We start from the raw sequence: 25,385 nt of genomic DNA on the forward strand, positions 1-25,385 counted from the left end.
GGGATATCAGTCATGGCTGGAAAGAGGCGTGCCGAACTCGGCCGCAGACGCTTCATCCTTGTGGCCGGCGGAACCGTCGCCGGTGTTGCCGCCGCGGGTGGAGGGACCTTCACCGCGGCAGCCGCCGAAAGCTTCGCCCCGGCCGGGCCCGACCCGTACATGGGCATGCCGCGCTCACTCGTACTGAGTCTGCCCGAGATGCCGGGCGGCGCCGAGATGCCGGTGCCGCCGTTGCCGGAACAGCTCGCCGAGGGCACGCTCAGCCCCCCGAGTGCCCGGATGCGAATCCCGTACGCCGATGAGCCGGTGAACCCGAAGGCCGTCGAGGACTCCGTACCGACAACCCTGCCGTTCGAGTTCAAGACGTCTCAGTTCACGATGGCCTCCGATCTGCCCGAAGCCATGCGGCCCTGGCGCGACCGGCCCACGACCTGGGTCAACGTCACTCCGGACTCAGAGCACACCTACCTCGACGCACAGGGCGTCATCATGTACCGGCCCAGTCGGGCCGAGGCCGGGTACAACCAGCCAGTGACGCAATGCCAGTTCGGGCTCGGCTGCGTTGCCGGCTACCGCACCGAGAAGGACGCCGCCCGCAAGGCGCTCTTCCTCGAGCGCGCCAAGGCGCAGGCCCAGCGCCTGATCGACACTCGCGTGGAGGCTCGGGGGGCCTGGTACTTCCCGTACCCCTTCGACTACAAGCACGACACCCACAGCGGTATCACGTACACGGCCCCCTGGTACTCAGGCATGGCGCAGGGTGAGGCCATCAGCCTCTTCACGCAACTCTCCGAGTTGGACGGGATCAGCGAGGAAGAGCGCACGCTCTACAAGGCGGCCGCCGACGGAGCCTTCGCCTCGCTGCTGCGCGCCGACGACGCCAAGCCGTGGGCGGTGAACAAGGACAAGAACGGGTACCTGTGGATACAGGAGTATCCGATCAACGCCCCGGGCACCTCGGACTACACCTACAACGGCATGATCTTCGCCATGTTCGGCATCTGGGACTACTTCCAGGCAACCGGCAATCCGCTGGCGGAGCAGCTGTACGACGGTTCGCTCACCACGATCCGTGACCACTTCCCCCGGCTGCGGAACACCCGCTGGTTCTCGTACTACTGCGACACCCACCGGATACCCGCGCCGACCTACCACCAGCACCACATCAACCTGCTGCGGCAGCTGCACTGGCAGACCGGCAGCCCCACCATCGCCAACCGGCACGACCAGCTGATCGACGACTTCCCGGCGTACGGCCTGCGCTCGGGCTCCGTCGCGGCCATCGCCGCCGGCACGCACACCCTCTACAAGCTCGACACCCTCGGCGCGGCGGACAGCTTCGGCTGGTCCTCCTCGAAGGCAGACAAGCAGCTGGCCACGAAGAAGGTGACCTTCTCCAAGGCCACCCAGGCGCCGGTCAACGTACGCCGCCGCATCATGGGCCGCGGCATCTACTACCGCATCAACGCCGGTGCGTACGCGGGCTGGTGGATCGGCGAGGCGTTCCCGAAGGCCTTCCTGCGCGGTGAGTACGTCTCCACCACCTACCTCCCGCAGCGCACCGCGACCTTCCCCGCCAATGTGGAAGTCACCTGCGTCGAGTTCGGCACCGACGGGACGACCGGCTCCACCAAGACGGTGAAGTTCGCCAAGGAGTCCAACGCCCCCTTCGACCGCAGGGCCGTCGTGAACGGCAGGCCCATGGTCCGGATCACCGCCGGCGGACTGAACGGGTACTGGGCACCCACCGCCCAGGTGCTCACCGACGGGCGCTGACGCAGCGCAGCAGCGGACCTGCTGCAGGCTGTGGCAGGTCCGCAGCAGGTCCGAACCGAGAAGGTGACGAGTTCGAACAACTGCACACGCCCGGCGCCTTGGCAGGTAACACTTTGGTTGCCTCAGAGGCGCCGGCCATTGACGCCCGGCTGACGTGCGGCTTACTTTCCTCTCACTGGTTAGGAAACTTTCCTAACAGTGCAGCCGAGAAGTCGGCAGTCGAAAGGCAGGTGCATCCGTCGTGGCCGGAACCACACCCGGTACGCCGCGCGTACTCCGCGCCATGAACGACCGGGCCGCACTCGACCTGCTGCTCGAGCACGGACCCCTGTCACGTACGAAGATAGGCAAACTTACCGGCCTCTCCAAGCCCACCGCATCCCAGCTTCTGGCGCGCCTCGAGGCCGCCGGGCTCGTCGTCGCCACCGGGACCACCGAAGGGCGGCCCGGGCCCAACGCTCAGCTGTACGCCGTCAACGCGCGGGCCGCCTTCGCCGGCGGGCTCGATGTGACCCCGCACCGGATCCGCGCCGCCGTCGCCGACATCACCGGCGCCACCGTCGGCGAGTTCGAGCTGCCGACCCCGGGACGGCGCGCCGAGAGCGTCGTACGCCAGGTCACCGAGGCGCTCGACGGGGCCGTGAAGGCCGCCGGGGTCACCCGCTCCGACGTGCACCGGCTGGTCATCGGCACACCCGGCGCCTTCGACCCGTCCACCGGGCGGCTGCGGTACGCCTCCCATCTGCCCGGCTGGCACTCCCCCACCCTCCTCGACGAGCTGGCCGCGGTGCTGCCGATGCCCGTCGAGTACGAGAACGACGTCAACCTCGTCGCGGTCGCCGAGCAGCGCCTCGGCGCCGCGCACGGTCATCAGAACTTTGTGCTGCTGTGGAACGAGGAGGGCCTCGGCGCCGCCGTCGTCATCGGCGGCCGGCTGCACCGCGGCTTCACCGGTGGGGCCGGTGAGGTCGGGTTCCTGCCGGTGCCTGGAACCCCTCTGGTGCGGCAGGTGACCAAGGCGAACAGCGGCGGCTTCCAGGAGTTGGCCGGTGCGCAGGCGCTGCCCCGGCTGGCGCGCCAGCTCGGTGTGGACGGCGTCCCGCACGGTCCGCACGCCGAGGTCGCCACCGAGCTGGTCTCCCGGGCCGCGGGTGCCGAGTCGGGGCCGTACCGCGAGCTCGTCGACGCCTATGCGACCGGTCTCGCCACCGGTCTCGCCTCCATGGTCGCCGTGCTCGACCCCGAACTTGTCGTCCTGTCCGGCGAGGTGATCGCCGCCGGCGGAGAACCTCTGCGCGAACGTGTGCAGGCAGAGCTCACCGAACTGGCCGCTTCCCGGCCCCGTCTCGTACTCGGTTCCGTACGGGAACACCCTGTCCTGCGAGGGGCGCTGGAGAGCGCCCTGGCCACCACGCGGGACGAAGTCTTCGACACCTCCCGCTGACCACCGCACCTCCCGCTGAAACCACCACACCCACCCGTTCGACCTCAGGCCCCTCTACCCGCCACAGGGAGACACAGCCATGCCCACACGCACCCGGAGGACAGCCGCCGCGCTCGCCGCGACCGCCGCGATATCCCTGTTGGCCTCGGCCTGTACGGGGTCGAACGAGAGCGCGGCGAACGACGACCCCGAGAAAGACGTCACGATCAACTTCTGGCACGGCTGGAGCGCGCCCGGCGAGGTGAAGGCGATCCAGGACAACGTCGCCCGGTTCGAGAAGGCGCACCCGAACATCAAGGTGAAGGTCACCGCCAACATCACCGACGCCAAGATCCAGCAGGCGCTGCGGGCCGGCGGCTCCAAGGCGCCCGACGTGGTGTCCTCGTTCACCACCGACAGTGTCGGCAAGTTCTGCACCTCCGGCTCTTTCGTCGACCTCAAGCCGTTCCTGGACAAGTCGAAGATCGACCCGGCGAAGGTCTTCCCGAAGACGCTGCTCGACTACACGCAGTTCGACGGCAACCAGTGCACGCTGCCGCTGCTCAACGACGCGTACGGGCTCTACTACAACAAGGACGCCTTCAAGGCCGCCGGGATCACCGCCCCGCCGAAGACGTGGAGCGAGTTCGGGAAGGCCGCCGAGAAGCTGACCAGGCCCAAGGGCGACAGCTACTCGCAGGTCGGCTTCATGCCGACCTACCACGGCTACGAGACGACCCCGATGCACTACGTCTCCCAGTGGGGCCCGACGTACTTCGGCGCCGACGGCAGGTCCAACGTCGCCAAGGACCCGGCCTTCTCGAAGATGCTCACCTTCCAGAAGGGCCTGATCGACAAGCTCGGCGGCTTCCAGAAACTGGAGAAGTACCGCAACACCTTCGGTGACGAGTGGGGCGCCAAGCACCCCTTCCACACCGGACAGGTCGCCATGCAGCTCGACGGCGAGTGGCGCCTCGGTATGGCCAAGGAGGCGGGCGCCACGTTCGAGATCGGCACGGCTCCGCTGCCCGTCGCCGACGACCAGGTCGCCGACTACGGCAAGGGCTACCTCTCCGGCACCATCATGGGCATCGCGGCCACCAGCCAGAAGCAGAACGCGGCCTGGGAACTGCTGAAGTACATGACCACGGACACCGACGCGGTCGTGGCCTTCGCCAACGCGATCCACAACGTGCCGTCCACGCTGGAGGCGCTCAAGTCGCCGAAGCTGAAGATCGAGCCCGGGTTCGAGACCTTCATCGAGATCGCGCAGCACCCGAAGTCGAACACCACCCCGGCGCAGGCCGACGGCGGCGCGTACCAGGTGACGTTCCAGGACTTCGGCTACCAGTACGAGAAGGGCTCCGTGAAGGATCTCAAGGCCGGTCTGGAGAAGACCGCCCAGCAGATCGACACGGACATCGCGAAGGCGAAGTAGCCCTCCATGAGCACGAGCACGAGCACGAGGACGGGCAGGAGCACGGGCAGGAGCGGGAGCGGCAGCACCGGCCGGCACACCCTGCGTTCGAAGCGCCGCCGGTCGGCGCTTCGGACGGCGGCCTTCATGTCGCCCTGGCTGATCGGCTTCAGCGTCTTCTTCGCCTACCCGCTGATCTCCACCGTCTACTTCTCCTTCACGAAGTACGACGGCATCCGGCCGCCCACCTTCAACGGCCTGGACAACTGGTCCTACGTCTTCAACGATTACCGGCTGTTCTGGCCGGCCATGCAGAACACCCTCTGGCTCGTCGTGGTCATGGTCACCTGCCGGGTCGTGTTCGGTCTCGGCATCGGACTGCTGATCACCAGGATCAAGACCGGTGCCGGGGTCTTCCGGACGCTGTTCTATCTGCCGTACCTGGCCCCGCCGGTCGCGGCGACGCTCGCCTTCGTCTTCCTCCTCAACCCGGGTACGGGACCGGTCAATTCGGTCCTCGACTCGATCGGGCTGCCGACTCCCGGCTGGTTCACCGACCCCGCCTGGTCGAAGCCCGCCCTCACCTCGCTCGCTCTGTGGGGCATCGGCGATCTGATGGTGATCTTCATGGCCGCGCTGCTCGACGTACCGAAGGAGCAGTACGAGGCGGCGGAGCTGGACGGTGCCTCGGCCCGGCAGCGGTTCCGCTTCGTGACCCTGCCCAACATCATGCCCATCGTGATGTTCGCCGTGGTCACCGGCGTGATCCAGACGATGCAGTACTACACACAGCCCCTCGTCGCGGGAAAGGTCGCCTCCGGCATCATCGGCGGCTCCGGCCAGCAGTTCGAACCCGGCTACCCCGACAAGTCCACGCTGACCCTCCCGCAGCTCGTCTACGACCTCGGCTTCCAGCGCTTCGACTACGGCTCCGCCTGTGTGATCGCGCTTGTGCTGTTCGCTCTCGCCATGGCCTTCACCGCGCTGCTGATGCGCCGCCGTGGCGGCCTGATCCAGGCAGGTGACTGACCGTCATGACCCAAGTCCTGAGCGCCCGCACGGCCCCCGAGGCGATCTCCCGGTCCCCCGCGGCCCGCTCCGCGCGCCGCAAGGCCCTGCTCCAGTGGGTCGCGGTGCACTCGCTGGGGATCGCGGCCGCGCTCTTCTTCGTCCTGCCGTTCGTCTTCCTCTTCCTGACATCGGTGATGAGCGACCAGCAGGCGCTCACCCGCGATCTCTGGCCGCAGAACTGGGAGTGGAGCAACTACGCGGACGTCTGGAACACCCCGGGATTCCTGACCTGGTGGAAGAACACGCTGCTGTACGCGGGTCTTGGCACCGTCCTCACGGTCGCCTCCTCGGTCCCGGTGGCGTACGCCCTGGCCAAGTTCCGCTTCCGCGGCCGCCAGCTGTCGCTGATGCTCGTCATCTCGATGATGATGCTGCCGCAGCAGGTGACCATCATCCCGATGTACCTGTTCTGGGCGAAGCAGTTCGACTTCTCCGGAACGCTCTGGCCGCTGATCATCCCCATGGCGTTCGGCGACGCGTTCTCCATCTTCCTGCTGCGCCAGTTCCTGCTGACCATCCCGAACGAGTATCTCGACTCGGCGAAGGTCGACGGCTGCGGTGAGTTCCGCACACTGATCAAGGTGGTGCTGCCGATGGCCAGACCGGGCATCGCCGCCGTCGCCCTCTTCCAGTTCTTCTACGCCTGGAACGACTACTTCGGCCCGCAGATCTACGCCTCGGAGAACCCGGCCGCGTGGACCCTGTCGTACGGCCTGGAGTCCTTCAAGGGCGCACACCACACCGACTGGAATCTGACCATGGCCGCGACCGTACTGGTCATGGCCCCCGTGATCCTCGTCTTCTTCTTCGCCCAGAAGGCATTCGTCGAGGGCGTCACACTGACCGGAGTGAAGGGCTAGGAACTGATGAAGCTCGCAGTCGTGGGTGGCGGATCCACCTATACCCCTGAGTTGATCGACGGCTTCGCCCGGTTGAGGGACACCCTCCCGATCAGTGAACTGGTTCTCATCGACCCGGCGGCCGGCCGGCTCGAGCTGGTCGGCGGTCTGGCACGGCGGATCTTCGCCAGGCAGGGACACGACGGGAAGATCGTCACCACCTCCGACCTGGACGCGGGCGTCGCAGGCGCCGACGCGGTGCTGCTGCAGCTGCGCGTCGGCGGGCAGGCGGCGCGGAACCGGGACGAGACCTGGCCGCTGGAGTGCGGCTGCATCGGCCAGGAGACGACGGGCGCGGGCGGCCTCGCCAAGGCGCTGCGTACCGTCCCGGTCGTCCTCGACATCGCCGAGCGGGTACGCCGTACCAATCCGAACGCCTGGATCATCGACTTCACCAACCCGGTCGGCATTGTGACCAGGGCGCTGCTGCAGGCCGGCCACAAGGCCGTCGGTCTGTGCAATGTCGCCATCGGCTTCCAGCGCAAGTTCGCTGCGCTCCTGGAAGTCGCCCCGGCCGACATCCACCTGAACCATGTGGGCCTCAACCACCTGACGTGGGAGACGGGTGTGCGGCTCGGCGGTCCCGAGGGCGCGGACCTGCTGCCGAAGCTGCTGGCCGGCCACGGTGACGCGATCGCCGACGATCTGCGTCTGCCGCGTGCGGTGCTCGACCGGCTCGGTGTCGTCCCCTCGTACTACCTGCGCTACTTCTACGCGCACGACGAGGTCGTACGCGAGCTGAGGACGAAGCCTTCGCGGGCCGCCGAGGTCGCGGAGATGGAGAAGCAGCTGCTCGAAATGTATGGCGACCCGGCGCTCGATCAGAAGCCGGAGCTGCTCGCCAAGCGCGGCGGCGCCTTCTACTCGGAGGCCGCCGTGGACCTGGCGGCCTCGCTGCTGGGCGCGGGCGGCAGCCCGTACCAGGTGGTGAACACCGTCAACAACGGCACGCTGTCCTTCCTGCCGGACGACGCCGTGATCGAGGTACAGGCCGCCGTCGGCTCGCAGGGGGTGACACCGCTGCCTGTGCCCGAAGTCGACCCGCTGTACGCGGGGTTGATCGCCCAGGTCACCGCTTACGAGGACCTGGCGCTGGAGGCCGCCCTGCGCGGCGGCCGTGACCGCGTCTTCAAGGCCATGCTGTCGCATCCGCTGATCGGCCAGTACGAGTACGCCGAAGCGCTCACCGACAAGCTGATCGCGCACAACCAGGAGCATCTCGCGTGGGCGTGAACGCCGCAGTCCTCGCCATCGACGCGGGAAACAGCAAGACCGATGTCGCCTTCGTCGGCGACGACGGTTCGGTCCTTGTGTCGTCCCGCGGGCCCGGCTTCCAGCCGCCGAAGGTCGGCGTCGAGGCGGCGCTCGACGTGCTCGGCGCGACCGTCGGCAGGGCACTGGCGAAGGCACACGCCCACGGCGCCGCCATCGACGGCGTCGAGCATGTGTCGGCCTGTCTCGCCAACGCCGATCTGCCTGTGGAGGAAAGAGAGCTCACGGCCGCCCTGCACGCCCGAGAGTGGGGCCGTACGACCGAGGTGCGCAACGACACCTTCGCCATACTGCGCGCGGGCGTCGACGAGCCGCGGGGCGTCGCGGTGGTGTGCGGCGCGGGCATCAACTGTGTCGGCATGCTGCCGGACGGCCGTACCGCACGCTTCCCCGCGATCGGCAAGATCTCCGGGGACTGGGGCGGCGGTTCGGGGCTCGCGGAGGAGGCGCTGTGGTTCGCGGCGCGGGCGGAGGACGGCCGCGGCGAGCCGACGGCCCTGGCCCGCACGCTGCCCGCGCACTTCGGCCTGGGCTCCATGTACGCGCTGATCGAGGCGCTGCATCTGGAGCACATCCCCTCGGCGCGCAGACATGAACTGACCCCGGTCCTCTTCGCCACCGCCGCCGAGGGGGATCCGGTCGCCCGCTCGCTGGTGCACCGGCTCGCGGAGGAGGTCGTCGCCATGTCCACGGTGGCGCTCGCCCGGCTCGATCTGCTCGACGAGGAGGCTCCGGTGCTGCTGGGCGGCAGCGTCCTCGCGGCCCAGCACCCGGAACTGGACGAGCACATCGGCAGACTGCTCGCGGCCAAGGCACCGAAGGCGGTCATCGGGGTGGTGACGGCCCCGCCGGTGCTGGGCGCCGCTCTGCTGGGACTCGACCACATCGGGGCGTCGCCACAGGCGGGCGCCCGATTGCGCGCCCACTACGCGTAGCGGGAGCCGGACTGCGGGGCGGCGGGGCTGGGCGGCGGGGGCGGGGGCTGCAGAGCGGCAGGAGCGGCAGGAGCGGCAGGAGCGGCAGGAGCGGCAGGAAAACGAGATGCGCCGCCCATGGGCCCGGTATCAGGATCGGGGGCATGGGCGACGCATTGCGTGAACGGTTCGAGACCGACGGGTTCGTAAAGCTCGAAGGGGCCTTCCCGGCGTCCGTGGCACAGGAGTGCGCCGACCTGCTGTGGGCCGAGACGGGGTGTGATCCGGGCGATCCGGCGACCTGGACCCGGCCCGTGCACTGGGTGTGGGGCATGGCCCAGGAGCCGTTCATACAGGCCGTGAACACCCCTGTGCTGCTCGACGCTTTCGACCGGCTGGTCGGTCCAGGGCGGTGGGAGCCGCGGTACTCACTCGGGTCGTTCCCCTTGCGCTTCCCGCACGAGGAGGAGCCCGACGACGCCGGCTGGCACATCGAGGGCAGCTATCAGCCGGAGGGCGCGAGCACGTACTACGCCAACCACCGCTCCAAGGGGCGGGCGTTGCTGATGCTGTTCCTGTTCAGCGAGGTCGGCGGGAGTGACGCACCGACCCGGATCCGGATCGGCTCGCACCACGACATGCCGGCGCTGCTCGCTCCGTACGGGGAGGAAGGCGTCTCGATCATGGAGATCGGCCCGGCGATCGACGCGGCGTCCGCGCACCGCGGGACGGTATGCGCGACGGGCCGGCCCGGGGATGTGTATCTCTGCCATCCCTTCCTGGTGCACGCCGCGCAGCCGCACCACGGTACGCGGCCACGGTTCATGGCCCAGCCTCCGCTGTATCCGGCCTCCGCCTAGACCTCCGGTGCGGCTTCCGCCGCCCGCACAACGGGAACCGATCAAGGCACTGAAGCGTATTCATGGTGGGGAGGATGCGGGGAGAATGGCCTGGCGGGATCCTGGATTGCTGCGATAGAAACAAGATCCAGTCAATCGTGCTGTGAATGTCAGTCACTGCGGCCATACTGCTGCCGGGAGTCGTCCCCCAACCCGCCGGGGGGCGGGCCGACGTCAGCGACCGAGGGGGAGGTCACGTGACATACCCGCCGACTGTGCGCACCGCGCCCCAAGCGGCTCCGACGTATGCGCCCGCGCAGCCGCCGGCCCAGCCGCCCGCCCACCGCGGCGCATGGGCCGAGGGCAAGGAGCGGCTGCGTACGGCTGCGACGACCGAGCCCGGCCGGCTGCAGATCATCGGGGCCGTGTTGGCCGCGCTGGTGGTGGCGTTCGGCGTGGTGACCGCGTTCGAGATCTCGGACCGGGCGTCCGCGGCCGACGATGTGGTGAGCCGCAGCCAGCCGCTGAGCGCGGACGCCGCGTCCATCCACCGCTCGCTGGCCGACGCCGACGCCGCGGCGGCCAATGGCTTCCTCGCGGGTGCCGAAGAACCCCGCGTCATCCACGAGCGGTACGAAAGGGACATCACGGCCGCGTCCCGTCTGCTGGTCAACGCCGCGGCGAATACCAGCAGTTCGAGTGAATCCGGCCGCCAGATCGCGACCCTCAATGAGCAGCTGCCCCGCTACACAGGACTGATCGAGCGCGCCCGTGCCAACAACCGGCAGGGTCTGCCGCTCGGCGGCGCCTATCTGCGGTACGCGAACCTGAAGATGTCGACCGAGCTGCTGCCCGCCGCCGACAGGCTCTACAAGGCGGAGACGGCGCGGCTCGACCAGGACACCGGCGACGCGCGCGACTGGCCGTTCGCCTCGCTCGGTCTCGGCGTGCTGGCGCTGGCCGCGCTCGTCTGGGCCCAGCGGCGCAACTACCGGCGGACGAACCGCATGTTCAACCACGGGCTGCTCGCCGCCACAGCGGCCTCGACGGTCGTCATCCTCTGGCTGATCGTGGGGCACACCGTGGCCCGCACCGAGCTGCGGGACGCAATGGAGCACGGCCAGGAATCCCTGAAGACCCTCAACACCTCCCGGGTGCACGCGCTGCAGGCCCGCGCCAACGAGAACCTGACACTGGTGGCACGAGGCGCGGTCCTCACCCCGGACGGAAAGAACGACCAGTACGAGTTCACCTACAAGAACCGCATGGACGCCGTCAGTCTCACACTCAAGTGGGCCAAGGACCTCGCCGACGACCCCGAGGGCCGCGACCCCGTCGCGGACGCCACCACGGCCGTCGCCGAGTGGCGGACCCGCCACCAGAAGGCGCGCGACGTCGACAACGACGGCGACTTCGAAGGCGCCCTGGAGCAGACCATTGGGGCGAAGGGCTCCACGGGCCAGTCCTTCGACACCGTGGACGCGGCGCTGCGCCAGGCGATCGACCATGAGCAGAGCGAGTTCACGGCGTCCGCGGAGTCGGGGCGCGGGGCACTGTCCGGGCTGCCGATCGGCGCCGCGGCGCTGGCTGTGCTGGGCGCGGCGGGAGCGATTCTCGGCATCAACCGCAGGCTTTCGGAGTACCGGTGAGAGGAGGCGCGATGACGGACACGAGGACCCGGTTCCGTGGCTGGGGCGGCGTCGCGGGGATGGCCGCTGCCTGCGCCCTGACCGCCGCAGCCACCCTGCTGCCGCTGTCCCACGGCGCCGCGGACAACGCCGGTGCGGCGCTGGCCGGTCAGGGCGTGGCCTCGACCCGGCCCGCCAAGGCCGACGACTGCGAGACGCCCGAGGCCTCGCTGCCGTCGTCGGCCGCCGACGGGCCGAACATCGACAGGATCGTGCAGCGGGGCAAGCTGATCGTCGGCGTCGACCAGAACAGCTACCGCTGGGGCTATCGCAATCCCGCCAGCGGCGGCCTCGAGGGCTTCGACATCGACCTCGCCCGGGCCATCGCCCGGGACCTCCTCGGCAGGCCGGACGCCGTCATCTTCCGCGCCATACCGACCAACCAGCGCATACCCGCTCTGAACAACGGCACGGTGGACATCGTCGTCCGTACGATGACGATCAACTGCGCCAGGATCAAGCAGGTCGCGTTCTCCACCGCGTACTTCCAGACCGGCCAGCAGGTGCTCGCGCCCAAGGGCTCGTCCATCACCGGGTACAACACGTCGCTCGCGGGGAAGAGGATCTGCTCGGCGGAGGGCTCGACGGCGTACGAGGCCCTGGAGAAGAACTCTTTCGGAGCGACGTTCAAGGACGCGCACGACGGGCAGCCGCAGGACGAGGACCGGTTCACCGTGCCCAACCAGCTCGACTGCCTGGTCCGGCTCCAGATGGGCCTCGTCGACGCGGTCGTGACGGACGCCGCCCTCGCGGCCGGCCAGGCGGCGCAGGACCCTGCGGTCGAACTCAAGGGCGGCAAGCCCTTCACCACCGAGTTCTACGGCGTCGCCACCAAGCTCGGCAACAACGACCTGGTGCGCCGGGTCAACAAGGTGCTCGACGACTACCGCAAGGGCCCCTGGACGGAGGCGTACAACAAGTGGCTGGTCGCCGATCTGCCCGGGATAACCGGGCCACCAGCGCCCAAGTACCGCACCGGCTGACCCACGAACGACTAGTCCTTGCAGGAAGAGCGGAGAGGTGATCGATGGGCGTCGCGGGACCCTCCCCCAGCTTCGCGGGGGGACCCCCAGGACCGGTGATGGACCGGGACGAGGTGGACCGTGCGCTGGCGCGGCTCGGCGCGGAGCACGAGGCGATCGAGACGTCGCTCCTGGCCCTTCAGGACCACGCGGGCCGCAGGCTCCTCGAAGGTGCCGGGCTGACGGGCGTCACCAAGGACCGCTGGGCCTCCACCGAGCAGGCGATATCGCTGCTGTGGGGGTACTTCGACGCGTACACCGGCGCCCTGGACGACACGCGTGAGCTGCGCGCAAGGCGGCGCTGGCCCGGTCGCGAGGACCTGGTGGAGCTGACCGAACGGCTGCGCGGCCGCAGTGTCACGATCGCCGGCACCGCCGCTCACCCGGCGCCCTCTATCACCGGACCCGCCAAACTCTCCGAGCAGTTCACGCTCGAGGAGCTGGTCTCCCGGATGAACGAGCTGTACGCGAGTTCGCTGGACATGGTGGTGACGGCCGACTCGGTGTGGTCCGCGCTGCCCGCCCGGATAGATCTGCTCTCCGCCGAGCTGCATCGCACCCGCTCGCTCGCGCACTCCGTCGGTGTACGGCCCGGGGAGCATCCGGCCGGCGACGAGCTGGAGTCGATCACCCATGAGCTGTCCACGCTGCGCGCCCAGGTGATCTCCGATCCGCTGGCCTTCTGGCGGTCCGCGCCCGGCAGTTCGGCCCCGGGCGGCGGCCGGCCCGACACCGAACGCTACGACCGGGCGGCGCGGGTCCTGGAGGACATCCGCCGGGAGATCGAGGCGGTGCTCCAGGTCCGGCAGGACTCGGAGGAGCGGCTGCTCCGGCTGCGGGATGTCCTCTCGCGCGCCGACCGGACGCTGACCGAGGCGCGTTCGGCGCGGGGCGAGGTGCTGGCGAAGATCGCGGCATCCGAGGTGCCGGCGGTCAGCGGCCCGCCGACCGTTCTGCAGGAGCGGCTCGCCACCGCCGCCGAGTACCGCCGGTACTCCCAGTGGCACCGGCTCTCGCCGCTGCTGGAGTCCTTGGAACGTGAGGCCGAGGACGAGCTGCTGCGCGCCCGCGAGTCGTTGACCGCGGTCACCGCGCCGCTCGCGGTCCGCGCCGAGCTGCGCGGCCGGCTGGACGCGTACAAGGCGAAGGTGGCCAGGCACGGGATGGCGGAGGACCCGCTGCTGATCGAGCGGTACGACGCGGCCCGCCGGATGCTGTGGAGCGCACCGTGCGATCTGCGGGTCGCCGAGCAGGCGGTGCTGCGCTATCAGCAGGCCGCCGCGGAGGTACTGGTGCCGAGACAGTCCGGTCCGTCCGGGCCCACTGACCGCAGGGGGGATTCGTGAGCGAGATCAAGCAGTGTCAGCGCCCCGGTTGTGAGGGCTCCTACGAGGACATGGGCAGCGGTGACCTGTACTGCGACACCTGCGGTCTTGCGCCCGTCGTCTCGCCCACCGGGTTGGTCGCCTCGCAGCCCACCGGGATCACGGGCGGCGGCCGGGGCAGCAGCTCCGCACGGAGCAGTTCACGCTCCTCGCGGGCCTCGTCGCGCTCATCGACCTCGCGCCGTTCCGTCTCCGGCCGGCTGTCGCGTTCGCTCTCCGGCAGCAGCACCTCGTCCCGTTCGGTCTCGGTGCGCAGCTCCGGCACCAACAGCGGCGCCTCCGGCCGCAACCGCCTGGGGGCGGGCCTGGTCTCCGTACCGGAGGTGCCGCGCCCCGATCCGCGCTCGGCCGTGATGGAGAACCCCGAGGTTCCGGAGCGGAAGCGGTTCTGCTCGCGTTCCGACTGCGGGGCGCCGGTGGGACGCTCCCGCGGCGAGCGCGCCGGCCGCACGGAAGGCTTCTGCACCAAGTGCGGCCACCCGTACTCCTTCGTGCCGAAGCTGAGCGAGGGCGACATCGTCCACGGGCAGTACGAAGTGGCGGGCTGTCTCGCCCACGGCGGCCTGGGCTGGGTCTATCTCGCGGTGGACCGGGCGGTGTCCGACCGCTGGGTGGTGCTGAAGGGCCTGCTGGACACGGGCGACCAGGACGCCATGGCGGCGGCGATCTCGGAGCGCCGCTTCCTCGCGGAGATCGAGCACTCCAACATCGTCCGGATCTACAACTTCGTCGAGCACCTGGACCAGCGGACCGGCTCTCTCGACGGCTACATCGTCATGGAGTACGTCGGCGGAAAGTCGCTGAAGGAGATCGCCAACGAGCGGCGCGGCCCGGACGGCAAGCGCGACCCGCTGCCGGTCGAGCAGGCGTGCGCGTACGGCATCGAGGCGCTGGAGGCGCTCGGGCACCTGCACAGCAGAAACCTGCTGTACTGCGACTTCAAGGTCGACAACGCCATCCAGCAGCAGGACCAGCTCAAGCTCATCGACATGGGCGCCGTCCGCAGGATGGACGACGACGAGTCCGCGATCTACGGCACGGTCGGCTACCAGGCCCCGGAGGTCGCCGAGGTCGGCCCGTCGGTGGCCTCGGACCTGTACACGGTCGCGCGGACGCTGGCCGTGCTGACCTTCGACTTCCAGGGCTACACCAATGTGTTCGTGGACTCCCTGCCCGACCCGGAGAACATCCAGGTCTTCAGGACGTACGAGTCCTTCTACCGGCTGCTGGTGCGCGCGACGGACCCGGATCCGGTGCGGCGGTTCGCCTCCGCACCGGAGATGGCGGAGCAGCTGACGGGCGTGCTCCGGGAGGTCGTGGCGATCCAGACGGGCCGCCCGCGGCCTTCGCTGTCCACTCTCTTCGGCCCGGAGCTGCGGGTCACGGACACGCAGTTGTTCGCGGAGCTCACGGGGGATGTGTCGCAGCTGGGCGCGCGGGTGGTGCTGCCTTCGGGCCGTGGGCGCGTCAAGCAGACGGCCGCCGGGAACGGTTCGGCCGCGGTGGCCGGCTCGGCCGCGGTGGGCGCTGGTTCGGCGGCCCACCCCTGGGCCGCCGGATACGAGACCGGCAATGGCGGCGGAACCCCGGGGAGCGGAACCCCGGGAGCCGCCGCCAACCCCTACGCGCCGCCGGCCGCCGCGATCCCCGCGCCACGTGGCGAGGTCCTCGGCGCACCGCCCGCGAGCCTGTCCCTCGCACCGCATCTCGCGGTGCTCGACGCCCGGGCGACCTCGCTCGCGCTGCCGGTGCCACGCGTCGACCCGAACGACCCCAACGCCGGCTTCCTCGCCGGTCTCATGGCCTCCGCGCCCGCCGAGCTGATTGCCGCGCTGCACTCCGCCGCCGCCGGCTCCCCGGAGACCCGGCTGCGCGAGCTGCGCGCCCGGCTCGAGATGCGCGAACTGGACTCCGCCACCAGAGCACTGGCGACCCTGGAGAGCCAGCATCCCGACGACTGGCGCGTCGTCTGGTACCGCGGTCTCACCTCGCTGGTGACCGGTGAGAACGAGGTCGCGGCGCTCTCCTTCGACGCCATCTACGACGCGTTCCCGGGCGAGCCCGCGCCCAAGCTGGCGCTGGGCGTCTGCGCCGAGGTGCTCGGCCAGCTGGACAACGCCGCGGAGTACTACCGCCTCGTATGGGTGACCGACCCGAGCTATGTCAGCGCCGCGTTCGGCCTGGCCCGGGTGCAGATCGCGGCGGGCGACCGGGCCGGAGCCGTACGGACCTTGGAGTCGGTACCCGAGGCGTCGATCCACTACACGGCGGCGCGGGTCGCGGCCGTACGGGCGAGGCTGCGGCGACGCGCCGCGCACGACCCCCTGATCGACGACCTGTCGGCGGCCGCGGCGCAGGTGGAGGCCCTGAAGGACTTCGGTCTGGACGCGGTACGCCGTGAGCAGTTGTCGACAGAAGTACTCGGTACGGCTCTCGACTGGGTACTCTCCGGTAGTCCCGGAGCCCCGCCGTCCGTACCGACCGCGCCGAACGCACAGAGCGCACCGACCGTGCTGCTCGGCAGCGAACTGGACGAGCGCGGCCTGCGCTTCGGGCTGGAACGCTCATACCGGGTGCTCGCCCGGCTCGCCCAGCGGGGCGAGGAGCGGATAGACCTGGTGGAACGGGCGAACCGTTTCCGCCCCCGGACGTGGGTGTGATTGATGTCGTCGCAGAAACATCAGCTGGCCACCGGGTCGACATGCCCCAGCTGCGAGGAACCGCTGGAGACGGGTGACCTGTTCTGCGGTGCGTGCGGGTACGACCTGTCGGCCGTGCCCGCGCCCCGAAGCGACCATCCCACCATCGCCATCGGCACTCCCGTCGAGTGGCCGGCGGCTACCGGGACGGACACCTCGGGCACCCCCGCGCCAGTACATCTGCCGAGCGATCTGGCGGGTACGGACTCGGGTGGCGGTCAACTGCCCGCATCGGCCGTGCGGTACGACCATCCGCCCAGCCATGACGCGTCCGCCGACGCCAGTGCCTCATCGAGCGGCGACTTCGAGCTGCCCGCGCCCGAGGCGGGCACCGCCGTGGCCGCCGACCCGCGTGCCGCGGACCCCGCCACCACTTCCGCGCCTGGCACCAAGCTCTGCGTGGCCTGCCGCGCCGGCCATGTCGACACCGACGGCTACTGCGAGAACTGCGGCCACGCGCAACCCCGCGAGCGCGACCACATGGAGCAGGAGCTGGGCTCGGTCGCCGCAGTCAGCGACCGCGGGCTGCGCCACCACCGCAACGAGGACTCGTTCGCGGTCTCCTCCACGGCTCTGCCCGACGGCTCACCCGCCGTCGTCGCGATCGTCTGCGACGGGGTCTCATCGGCGACCCGCCCCGACGAGGCATCGGAGGCCGCCGCGAGCGCGGCCAACGAGCTGTTGCTGGAGTCGCTGCCGCGCGGCACGCACCCCCAGCAGGCAATGCATGAGGCGATCATCGCCGCCTCCGAAGCGGTCAACTCCCTTGCCACGGAGCCCGATCGGGGCGAGGCCATGGAGCACGATCCGCACCGCCATCAGAACGCACCCGCGTGCACGATCGTCGGCGCGGTGGCCGCCGCAGGTCTGCTGGTCATCGGCTGGGTCGGCGACAGCCGCGCCTACTGGGTGCCCGACGACCGCAGCGGCCCGCCCGCCCGGCTCACCGAGGACGACTCCTGGGCCGCCCAGATGGTGTCGGCCGGCCTGATGAGCGAGGCGGAGGCGTACGCCGACGAGCGCGCCCACGCCATCACGGGCTGGCTGGGAGCCGATGCGTATGAACTCGAGCCGCACACCGCGTCCTTCAAGCCGGACCGGCCCGGTGTGGTCGTGGTCTGCACGGACGGCCTGTGGAACTACGCGGAAGGCGCCGAGGAGATGGCCCGGGCCATCCCGGTGGATGCCGCGGGCCGGCCGCTGCACAGCGCTCAAGTGCTGGTCGGTCATGCCCTCGACGGCGGCGGCCACGACAACGTAACAGTGGCCGTCGTGCCGTTCGCCGTGCCGCACCAAGGGGCAGGATCGGCCTACAACAAGGCTTGAGCCCCGAAATGTCCGGCGAGCCGCCGCCCGCGGGACACCTGTGTTCTTTTCTCGCTGCCCAGTGGAGCCTCAAGGAGCCGATGAGATGGCCAATTTCTCCAAGTCCCAGGTGCCGCAGTTCTCCGTCGAGGTCTATCAGAACGAATTCCTGCCGGAGGGCGGCCGCGAGGTCAACGCGATCGTCACGGTCACCTCCACCGGAGGCGGCACCAGCGGCGGGGCGCCGCTGGCGGGAGCGTCGTCCTCCCCCTCGTACATACCGGGACAGGCGCCGAGCGCCGCTGTGGTGATCATGGTCGACTGTTCCGGTTCGATGGACTATCCGCCGACCAAGATGCGCAATGCCCGTGATGCCACCGCCGCCGCCATCGACACCCTGCGCGACGGTGTCGCCTTCGCCGTGGTCGCCGGTACGCATGTGGCGAACGAGGTCTATCCCGCGGGCGGCCGGCTCGCGGTCGCCGACGCGCAGACCCGCGGCCAGGCCAAGGAAGCCCTGCGACGGCTCAGCGCGGGCGGCGGCACCGCGATCGGCACCTGGCTGCGGCTGACCGACCGGCTGCTGGCCTCCTCCGACGTCCCTATCCGGCACGGCATCCTGCTCACCGACGGGCGCAATGAGCACGAGTCCCCGGAGGACCTGCGGGCCGCCCTGGACGCCTGCGCGGGCCGCTTCACCTGCGACGCCCGCGGAGTCGGCACGGACTGGGAGGTCAAGGAGGTCACCGGCATCGCATCGGCGCTGCTCGGCACGGCCGATATCGTCGCCGACCCGGCCGGGCTGGCCGCGGACTTCACCAGCATGATGGAGAACGCGATGGGCAAGGAGATCGCGGATGTGGCGCTGCGGCTGTGGACGCCCGTCGGCGTGGAGATCAAGTTCGTCAAGCAGGTGGCGCCGACGGTCGAGGAGCTGACCGGGCGGCGTACGGAGGCGGGACCGCGGGCCGGGGACTATCCGACCGGCTCCTGGGGCGACGAGTCCCGCGACTACCACGTATGCGTCCAGGTACCGGAGGCAGGCATCGGCCAGGAGATGCTGGCGGCCCGGGTCTCGCTGATCATTCCGGCGGCGGACGGCGGTGCTCCCGAAGTGCTTGCGCAAGGGCTCGTCAAGGCGGTGTGGACGGACGACATGGTGGCGTCCACCTCGATCAACCCCCAGGTCGCGCACTACACAGGGCAGGCCGAACTGGCACAAGTCATCCAGCAGGGGCTGGATGCACGCAAGTCGGGCGACTTCGACGGCGCGACCGCCAAGCTGGGCCGCGCGGTTCAACTCGCGGCGGACTCGGGGAACGAGGACACTGCGAAACTCCTTTCGAAGGTGGTGGACGTCGTCGATGCGGCGACCGGTACTGTGCGACTGAAGGCGAAGGTCGCGGAAGCCGACGAGATGACCCTCGAAACGCGCTCGACCAAGACGGTTCGTGTGAAGAAGTAGCAGCAGAAACACCTATGTGAACGGCCCTCGGGCCGAACGAGGAGAGGGGGAAGCGCCGACATGCCGACCTGCCCGAACGGACACCAGTCGGGTTCCGACGACTGGTGCGAGGTCTGTGGCCACCGCATGGCCGGTCCTGGCGCTCCCGCGGGTGCCGTTCCGCCGCCGCCTCCCCCGCCGCCGCCGGCCTACGGCTACCCGGGCCCCGGCGATCCGAACGCCACCGCCCAGGCGGAGCTCTGCCCGCAGTGCCGCACCCCCCGCGAGGCCATGGCCCCGTTCTGCGAGGAGTGCCGGTACAACTTCCTCACGCACACGGCGACGTCGTACACCCCGCTGGCTCCGTCCCAGCAGCCCCCCGGGCTGAACCTTCCGCCGGGCTTCCAGTCCCAGCCCGCGCAGGCACCGCCGCCCCCGCCGCCCCCGCCGCCGCACCAGCAGCAGCCGCACCGGCAGCCTGATGCGTACGACTACCACAGCTCACGGCCCTCGCAGATGAACCGGCCGGCCGAGCCCCTGATGAACGATCCGTCGGCCCAGCAGCAGGCATACCAGCAGCAGGGTCCGCCGGCCCCGCCGTCGTTCCCCCAGCAGAATCCGTTCCCCAACCCGCAGTCGCAGCAGGGTCCGCCGGCCCCGCCCGCGTACCAGCAACCCGCTCCGCCCGACCTGTCGCAGCCCGTGCAGACGGGCGGCGACGACTGGATGCTGTCTCCGCCCTCGCAGACCCAGGCACCCCAGGCACCCCAGGCACCCCAGACTCCCCAGGCGCCGCAGCAGCCGGATCCGTTCCGGCAGCCGGGCGATCCCTTCCAACAACTGGCCATGCAGCAGCAGTTCGCCCAGCAGCAGGGCCAGCAGCAGCCGCCCCAGTACCAGACCCCCGCCGGCTGGACCGCCGTCATCGCGCCCGACCGTGAGTACTTCCTGGCGATGATGCAGCGCAGCGGCCCCGAGGCCACCGGCCTCAATCTGCCCGCGTACTCGCCCGAGCAGCACCTGCCGCTCGACGGGAACCAGATCACCATCGGCCGCCGCCGGCACTCCACGGGCGAGTCCCCCGACATCGACCTGTCCGTACCGCCGGAGGACCCGGGCGTCTCGCACCAGCACGCGGTGCTGGTCCAGCAGCCCGACGGTTCCTGGGCCGTTGTCGACCAGAACTCCACCAACGGCACCACGCTCAACGGCGCCGAGGATCCGATCCAGCCCTACGTGCCCATCCCGTTGAACGACGGCGACCGGGTCCATGTCGGCGCCTGGACGACCATCACCATCCGGCGCGGCTGAGGCGTGTTTTAGGACTGGGCTCCTGGCCATGCCGTCGGAAGACTAGCCACCTGCCGAGGCGGCCCAGCCGGTCGGGCGTCCCAGCGGCCACGCGTACGGCCCTTCGGGGTCGTCCAGCCAGGCCCACTGGTGGTCCCCGCTGACCGTGACCCCGAACCGGTCCCGCTCCGGGCGCCGCTCGCGCTCCCACAGCGAGAGGGCCTCGTGCGGGTCGAGGCTGCCCGCGGTCAAGGTCAGCAGGAAGCGGAAGAGGTCGTTCTCGACCATGCGCCTCGGCAGCCCGCCGGTGTGCCCCTCCCGCGGCAGCGCGCCACCGCGTAGCGGCACGAAATACGCCGACGTGCGCAGAAAGCGGCCCTCCGCGCTTCTGCCGCGGCTGTCGACACGTACCCGCAGCGCGATCAGCCCGGTGGAGAGCGGAGCCAGAATCCGCGCCCCCGGGCTGCACTGCGGCAGCCAGTCGAACGGCACCGACGGCAGTGTGCAGGTCGCGATGATGCGGTCGAAGGGGGCACGCCCCGGGCAGCCGCGCGCACCGTCGCCGGTGACGACGGTGGGATGGCGGCCCGCCGCCGCCAGATGCGACCGCGCCGATTCGGTGATCTCCGGGTCCAGCTCGACCGTGGTCACCAGGTCGTCGCCGAGCCGGTGCGACAGCAGCGCGGCGTTGTAGCCGGTGCCCGCGCCGATCTCGAGTACGGCGTTCCCGTCCTCGACATGGAGCTCCTCGAGCATCCGGGCCATCAGCGAGGGCTGGCTGCTGGAGGAGACCAACTCACCGTCGCGCACCCGGGTGGCGAGCGGCCCGTCCGTGTACGCACCTCGCAGCCAGCGCACCCGCCGCACAGGGTCCGGGTCCTCGCACCACAGGCGTTCGTACGCACCCGCCCGGATCCCGTAGTAGTACGGCACGAACAGATGCCGCGGCACCTCTTCGAACGCCGCCAGCCAGGCCGGGTCGGTCAGCCCGCCGGCCGCCACGATCTCCCGCACCAGCGACCGCCGCGCCTCGGCGGCGGGCTCGGCGAACCGGTCCAGGTGCACAGTCATGCCTACACTCTCCTGCGCCGCCGCCCCGTAGGCGAGCACCCGGTCGGGGATGGTCCCAGTGCTGGAGTCCTCGGCCGGTGCATCTGAGACGATGGAACGGGTGCTGCACTTCCCGGGGGCAACCCCCGGACCCCCGGCCGACACCCCCTCGGGGCTGACCAGAGACACATTGCGAGGCTTATTCACGTGAACGAGATTCCGCGCGGCACCGTTCAGGAGCAGACCTTCTACGAGCAGGTCGGCGGCGAGGAGACGTTCCGGCGGCTCGTCCACCGCTTCTACCAGGGCGTTGCCGGGGACCCGGTGCTGCGGCCGATGTACCCGGAGGAGGATCTGGGTCCGGCCGAGGAGCGGCTCGTTCTCTTCCTGATCCAGTACTGGGGCGGTCCGCGCACCTACAGCGACCACCGCGGCCATCCCCGGCTGCGGATGCGGCACGCACCGTTCACCGTCGACCGGGCCGCGCACGACGCCTGGCTGAAGCACATGCGCACGGCCGTCGACGAGCTCGGACTCTCGCAGGAGCACGAGCAGCAGCTGTGGAAGTACCTCACCTATGCCGCGGCGACGATGGTGAACGCCGCAGACTGAGCGCCGCGGGCTGCACCCTGTGGACTGCACGCCGCGCACTGCACGCCGCGGACCGCGTCCACGGCGGCCGGCCGGCCCGTCGTCCGGGCAGAGGAAGCGGCCGAGGACTCCGCCGGTCCGGCCTCGGCGGTGCGACTTCAAGCCCGTGCCGTGCGTGCCCGGTGGGGCGTGGGTCAACCGCGTCCGGTGGGGGTCATCGTCAGTCCGCCGAGACCCGACGTGCGTACGACGATCGAGCCGAAGGGCGTACGCAGTCTGAGCCAGGCGCCCGCGGACAGCAGCGCGACCGGGGCGCCGGGTCGCAGAAAACCGAGCGACTGGGCGGCGTGCACAGCGCGCAGCGGCAGCTTGCTGCCGGCGACGGTGCGCGACCAGATCTCGCGCCCTATCCGGTCACGCTCGGCCCGGGTGCGGCGCTCGGCGGGCAACTGCGCGTCGCGGGCGCGGAATTCGGCAACCGCGGCGGCGACCGCGCCCTGCATCGCGTTCGCCGGGGGGAGTCCGGAGATCTCGCGCCAGCCGCCGCGCGGCGGCAGCAGACCGGCCCATGGCGGACCGGTGACGGCGGCGGGCACGGTGAACTCCGCGCCGCCCTCGGCTCCGATGCACTCCAGCAGTTCGCCCGCGGAGACGGTGACATCCAGCTCGACGGGGTCGCAGAGCCGTGCCGTGCGGATCGCGAGCACCTCGAAGGACGGTGGACGCCCGAAAACGGCAAGCGCGCCGGCCCCGGCCTGAAGCCTGACCGCGGCGGCGCGGTCGTAGTGGATCAGCCGGGCGAGGAAGGCGGCGAGATCCTCCGCCTCCCTCGCATCGGCGAAGTGCAGACTCTGCACGGGCACGGTCATGCTGCGAGAGCACCCTCGCCTGCGTCGTCGAGGTACTTCTGGAGGAAGGACTTCTCCTCCGCGCTGATCCGGCGCGGGCGCTCGGCGCTGAGGTCGTAGGGCACGACGATGGTCGAGGCCCGCACATAGACCTGCGAGGAGGGGCCCTCGGCGTCCTTGACCTCGTATGTGATGGTCAGCGACGCGGCGCTGATCTTCGTCACCCACAGCTCGACGACCACCGGCTCGTGCCGGTGGACCAGCGGCCGCTTGTAGTCGATCTCGTGCCGGGCCACGACGGACCCGCCGGAGAACGACGGGGAACCGTCCCCCGGCGCCAGCCGGAACATGAAGTCGATCCGCGCCTCTTCCAGATACCGCAGGAAGACGGCGTTGTTGACATGCCCGAAGGCGTCCATGTCCGACCAGCGAAGGGGACAGCGGTAGATGTACCGGGCCATGAGCGACTCAGCCCCGGGTCAGCTTCTTGTAGGTGGCACGGTGCGGACGGGCCGCGTCCGCACCGAGGCGCTCGACCTTGTTCTTCTCGTACGACTCGAAGTTGCCCTCGAACCAGAACCACTTGGACTCGCCCTCGTACGCCAGGATGTGCGTGGCAACGCGGTCGAGGAACCAACGGTCGTGGGAGACGACCACGGCCGCACCGGGGAACTCGAGCAGGGCGTTCTCCAGGGAGGAGAGCGTCTCGACGTCGAGGTCGTTGGTCGGCTCGTCGAGGAGCAGCAGGTTGCCGCCCTGCTTCAGGGTCAGCGCCAGGTTGAGGCGGTTGCGCTCACCGCCGGAGAGGACGCCGGCCGCCTTCTGCTGGTCCGGGCCCTTGAAGCCGAACGCCGAGACGTAAGCACGCGACGGCATCTCGACCTGGCCGACGTTGATGTAGTCGAGCTCGTCCGAGACAACGGCCCACAGGGACTTCTTGGGGTCGATGTTGGCGCGGCTCTGGTCGACGTAGGAGATCTTGACGGTCTCGCCGACCTTGATCTCGCCGGAGTCGGGGGCCTCGAGGCCCTGAATCATCTTGAACAGCGTGGTCTTGCCGGCGCCGTTCGGGCCGATGACACCGACGATGCCGTTACGCGGCAGCGTGAAGCTGAGGTCGTCGATGAGGACCTTGTCGCCGAAGGCCTTGGAGAGCTTGTTGACCTCGACGACGACGGAGCCCAGACGCGGGCCGGGCGGGATCTGGATCTCCTCGAAGTCCAGCTTCCGCATCTTGTCGGCCTCGGCGGCCATCTCCTCGTAACGGGCGAGACGGGCCTTCGATTTGGCCTGCCGCCCCTTCGCGTTGGAGCGGACCCACTCGAGCTCTTCCTTGAGGCGCTTGGCGCGCTTGGCGTCCTTCTGGCCCTCGACCTTGAGGCGGGACTGCTTGCTCTCGAGGTAGGTGGAGTAGTTGCCCTCGTAGCCGATGGCGCGGCCGCGGTCGAGCTCCAGGATCCAGCCCGCGACATTGTCGAGGAAGTACCGGTCGTGGGTGACGGCGACGACGGTGCCGGCGTACTTGGCGAGGTGCTGCTCCAGCCACTGCACGGACTCGGCGTCCAGGTGGTTGGTGGGCTCGTCGAGGAGCAGCAGGTCGGGGGCTTCGAGCAGCAGCTTGCACAGGGCCACGCGGCGCTTCTCACCACCGGAGAGGTTGGTGACCGCCCAGTCGCCGGGCGGGCAGCCCAGCGCGTCCATGGCCTGCTCGAGCTGGGCGTCGAGGTCCCAGGCGTTGGCGTGGTCCAGGTCCTCCTGGAGCTTGCCCATCTCCTCCATCAGCGCGTCGGAGTAGTCGGTCGCCATCAGCTCGGCGACCTCGTTGAAGCGCCTGAGCTTGCCCATGATCTCGGCGGCGCCGTCCTGGACGTTCTCCAGCACGGTCTTGGACTCGTCGAGCGGGGGCTCCTGGAGGAGCATGCCGACCGTGTAGCCGGGCGACAGGAACGCGTCACCGTTGGACGGCTGCTCAAGGCCGGCCATGATCTTCAGCACGGTGGACTTACCGGCGCCGTTGGGGCCGACCACACCGATCTTCGCACCGGGCAGGAAGCTCAGCGTCACGTCATCGAGGATGACCTTGTCGCCGTGCGCCTTGCGCGTCTTGCGCATCGTGTAGATGTACTCAGCCAAGAGAAACCGTCCGGCAAGAAGTGGGTGGGCAGATACACCCCATCTTGCCGTAGGTCCAGCCCGTGATGGAAATGAGTACGGTCAGCGGCTCTGATCCGGGCCGCATACGACGCGCGCACGCGCCGGTCCGGTCGCCACCGGTCGTCGCCGGTCACCCTTGGCGGCCCGCGGACGGTCCCGCGGGCGAACACGTTCCGGCTGGCCAACGCGCCGACGGGAAGGTCATCGGGCAACGGAGACGCCGACCCGCCCCCACCACCCCCTCTGCGTACGTGAGCCCCCTCACATTGCCGGGCGAGATCCCTGCCGGGCGACAGCC

Annotated in this window: 21 protein-coding genes; 16 read left to right on the forward strand and 5 right to left on the reverse strand. The window is 70.0% G+C overall.

Going from position 1 to position 25,385, the window contains the following annotated elements; genetic code table 11:
• Positions 1–12 precede the first annotated feature (12 nt).
• The 11 genes from OG966_RS14165 (at position 13) to OG966_RS14215 (ending at position 13,667) form a co-directional block, all read left to right on the forward strand.
• Entirely contained in the window at positions 13–1,776 is a 1,764-nt protein-coding gene (locus OG966_RS14165; protein WP_326649963.1) for a D-glucuronyl C5-epimerase family protein, read from the forward strand.
• Positions 1,777–2,017: 241 nt separating this feature from the next.
• Positions 2,018–3,220 carry an ROK family transcriptional regulator gene (locus tag OG966_RS14170; protein WP_326649964.1) on the forward strand — a complete coding sequence of 401 codons (1,203 nt, stop codon included), beginning with the start codon at positions 2,018–2,020 and terminating at the stop codon, positions 3,218–3,220.
• A 79-nt stretch (positions 3,221–3,299) separates the two neighbouring features.
• On the forward strand, positions 3,300–4,637 hold the full coding sequence (locus OG966_RS14175; RefSeq protein ID WP_326649965.1) for an ABC transporter substrate-binding protein: 1,338 nt from the start codon (positions 3,300–3,302) through the stop codon (positions 4,635–4,637).
• Positions 4,638–4,763: 126 nt separating this feature from the next.
• The gene (locus tag OG966_RS14180; protein ID WP_326655198.1) at positions 4,764–5,645 is read left to right on the forward strand and encodes a carbohydrate ABC transporter permease; all 882 of its coding nucleotides are present in this window, start codon (positions 4,764–4,766) and stop codon (positions 5,643–5,645) included.
• A 5-nt stretch (positions 5,646–5,650) separates the two neighbouring features.
• Complete coding sequence (locus OG966_RS14185; RefSeq protein WP_326649966.1) at positions 5,651–6,547, forward strand: carbohydrate ABC transporter permease; 897 nt, start codon at positions 5,651–5,653, stop codon at positions 6,545–6,547.
• A 6-nt stretch (positions 6,548–6,553) separates the two neighbouring features.
• Positions 6,554–7,819 (forward strand): 6-phospho-beta-glucosidase, encoded by a 1,266-nt coding sequence (locus OG966_RS14190; protein WP_326649967.1) that lies wholly within the window; start codon positions 6,554–6,556, stop codon positions 7,817–7,819.
• The gene (locus tag OG966_RS14195) at positions 7,810–8,793 is read left to right on the forward strand and encodes an N-acetylglucosamine kinase (RefSeq protein WP_326649968.1); all 984 of its coding nucleotides are present in this window, start codon (positions 7,810–7,812) and stop codon (positions 8,791–8,793) included. The genes OG966_RS14190 and OG966_RS14195 overlap by 10 nt, the downstream gene beginning before the upstream one ends.
• 143 nt (positions 8,794–8,936) lie before the next feature.
• Positions 8,937–9,632, forward strand: coding sequence for a phytanoyl-CoA dioxygenase (locus tag OG966_RS14200; protein WP_326649969.1), 696 nt, complete (start codon positions 8,937–8,939; stop codon positions 9,630–9,632).
• Positions 9,633–9,868: 236 nt separating this feature from the next.
• Positions 9,869–11,260 carry a hypothetical protein gene (locus tag OG966_RS14205; protein ID WP_406732020.1) on the forward strand — a complete coding sequence of 464 codons (1,392 nt, stop codon included), beginning with the start codon at positions 9,869–9,871 and terminating at the stop codon, positions 11,258–11,260.
• Between the two features lie 11 nt (positions 11,261–11,271).
• On the forward strand, positions 11,272–12,282 hold the full coding sequence (locus OG966_RS14210; RefSeq protein ID WP_326649970.1) for a glutamate ABC transporter substrate-binding protein: 1,011 nt from the start codon (positions 11,272–11,274) through the stop codon (positions 12,280–12,282).
• A 44-nt stretch (positions 12,283–12,326) separates the two neighbouring features.
• Positions 12,327–13,667, forward strand: a complete 1,341-nt coding sequence (locus OG966_RS14215) for a hypothetical protein (RefSeq protein WP_326649971.1) — start codon at positions 12,327–12,329, stop codon at positions 13,665–13,667.
• Positions 13,668–13,707: 40 nt separating this feature from the next.
• On the opposite strand, the gene OG966_RS40800 is transcribed toward OG966_RS14215, so the two are convergent.
• A complete protein-coding gene (locus tag OG966_RS40800) occupies positions 13,708–13,971 on the reverse strand; it encodes a hypothetical protein (protein ID WP_442806699.1) in 264 nt (87 codons plus the stop codon).
• On the opposite strand from OG966_RS40800, the gene OG966_RS14220 reads away from it, so the two are divergent.
• From OG966_RS14220 to OG966_RS14235, 4 genes are all read left to right on the forward strand, one after another.
• Complete coding sequence (locus OG966_RS14220) at positions 13,955–16,366, forward strand: tetratricopeptide repeat protein (RefSeq protein ID WP_442806700.1); 2,412 nt, start codon at positions 13,955–13,957, stop codon at positions 16,364–16,366. The two genes, OG966_RS40800 and OG966_RS14220, sit on opposite strands and share 17 nt — an antisense overlap.
• A 3-nt stretch (positions 16,367–16,369) precedes the next feature.
• Positions 16,370–17,731 (forward strand): PP2C family serine/threonine-protein phosphatase, encoded by a 1,362-nt coding sequence (locus OG966_RS14225; protein ID WP_326649972.1) that lies wholly within the window; start codon positions 16,370–16,372, stop codon positions 17,729–17,731.
• A gap of 85 nt (positions 17,732–17,816) precedes the next feature.
• Positions 17,817–19,175: a vWA domain-containing protein gene (locus OG966_RS14230; RefSeq protein WP_326649973.1), complete on the forward strand. Its 1,359-nt coding sequence runs from the start codon at positions 17,817–17,819 to the stop codon at positions 19,173–19,175.
• A gap of 60 nt (positions 19,176–19,235) precedes the next feature.
• Entirely contained in the window at positions 19,236–20,465 is a 1,230-nt protein-coding gene (locus OG966_RS14235; protein ID WP_326649974.1) for an FHA domain-containing protein, read from the forward strand.
• A 42-nt stretch (positions 20,466–20,507) separates the two neighbouring features.
• Here the strand turns inward: OG966_RS14235 and OG966_RS14240 are convergent, their stop codons facing one another.
• Entirely contained in the window at positions 20,508–21,515 is a 1,008-nt protein-coding gene (locus OG966_RS14240) for a methyltransferase domain-containing protein (RefSeq protein ID WP_326649975.1), read from the reverse strand.
• A 186-nt stretch (positions 21,516–21,701) separates the two neighbouring features.
• On the opposite strand from OG966_RS14240, the gene OG966_RS14245 reads away from it, so the two are divergent.
• Positions 21,702–22,106, forward strand: a complete 405-nt coding sequence (locus tag OG966_RS14245) for a globin (protein ID WP_326649976.1) — start codon at positions 21,702–21,704, stop codon at positions 22,104–22,106.
• 173 nt (positions 22,107–22,279) lie between these two features.
• Here OG966_RS14245 and OG966_RS14250 read toward each other — a convergent pair whose 3' ends face one another.
• From OG966_RS14250 to ettA, 3 genes are read right to left on the reverse strand one after another with little or no spacing between them, the layout of a single operon-like run.
• A complete protein-coding gene (locus OG966_RS14250) occupies positions 22,280–22,954 on the reverse strand; it encodes a hypothetical protein (protein ID WP_326649977.1) in 675 nt (224 codons plus the stop codon).
• A complete protein-coding gene (locus tag OG966_RS14255; RefSeq protein ID WP_326649978.1) occupies positions 22,951–23,394 on the reverse strand; it encodes an acyl-CoA thioesterase in 444 nt (147 codons plus the stop codon). The genes OG966_RS14250 and OG966_RS14255 overlap by 4 nt, the downstream gene beginning before the upstream one ends.
• A 7-nt stretch (positions 23,395–23,401) precedes the next feature.
• Positions 23,402–25,066: an energy-dependent translational throttle protein EttA gene (gene ettA / locus OG966_RS14260; RefSeq protein ID WP_326649979.1), complete on the reverse strand. Its 1,665-nt coding sequence runs from the start codon at positions 25,064–25,066 to the stop codon at positions 23,402–23,404.
• Positions 25,067–25,385: the final 319 nt, after the last annotated feature.

It is taken from the genome of Streptomyces sp. NBC_01750, from assembly GCF_035918095.1.
In the GTDB taxonomy this organism is placed as follows: Bacteria; Actinomycetota; Actinomycetes; order Streptomycetales; family Streptomycetaceae; genus Streptomyces.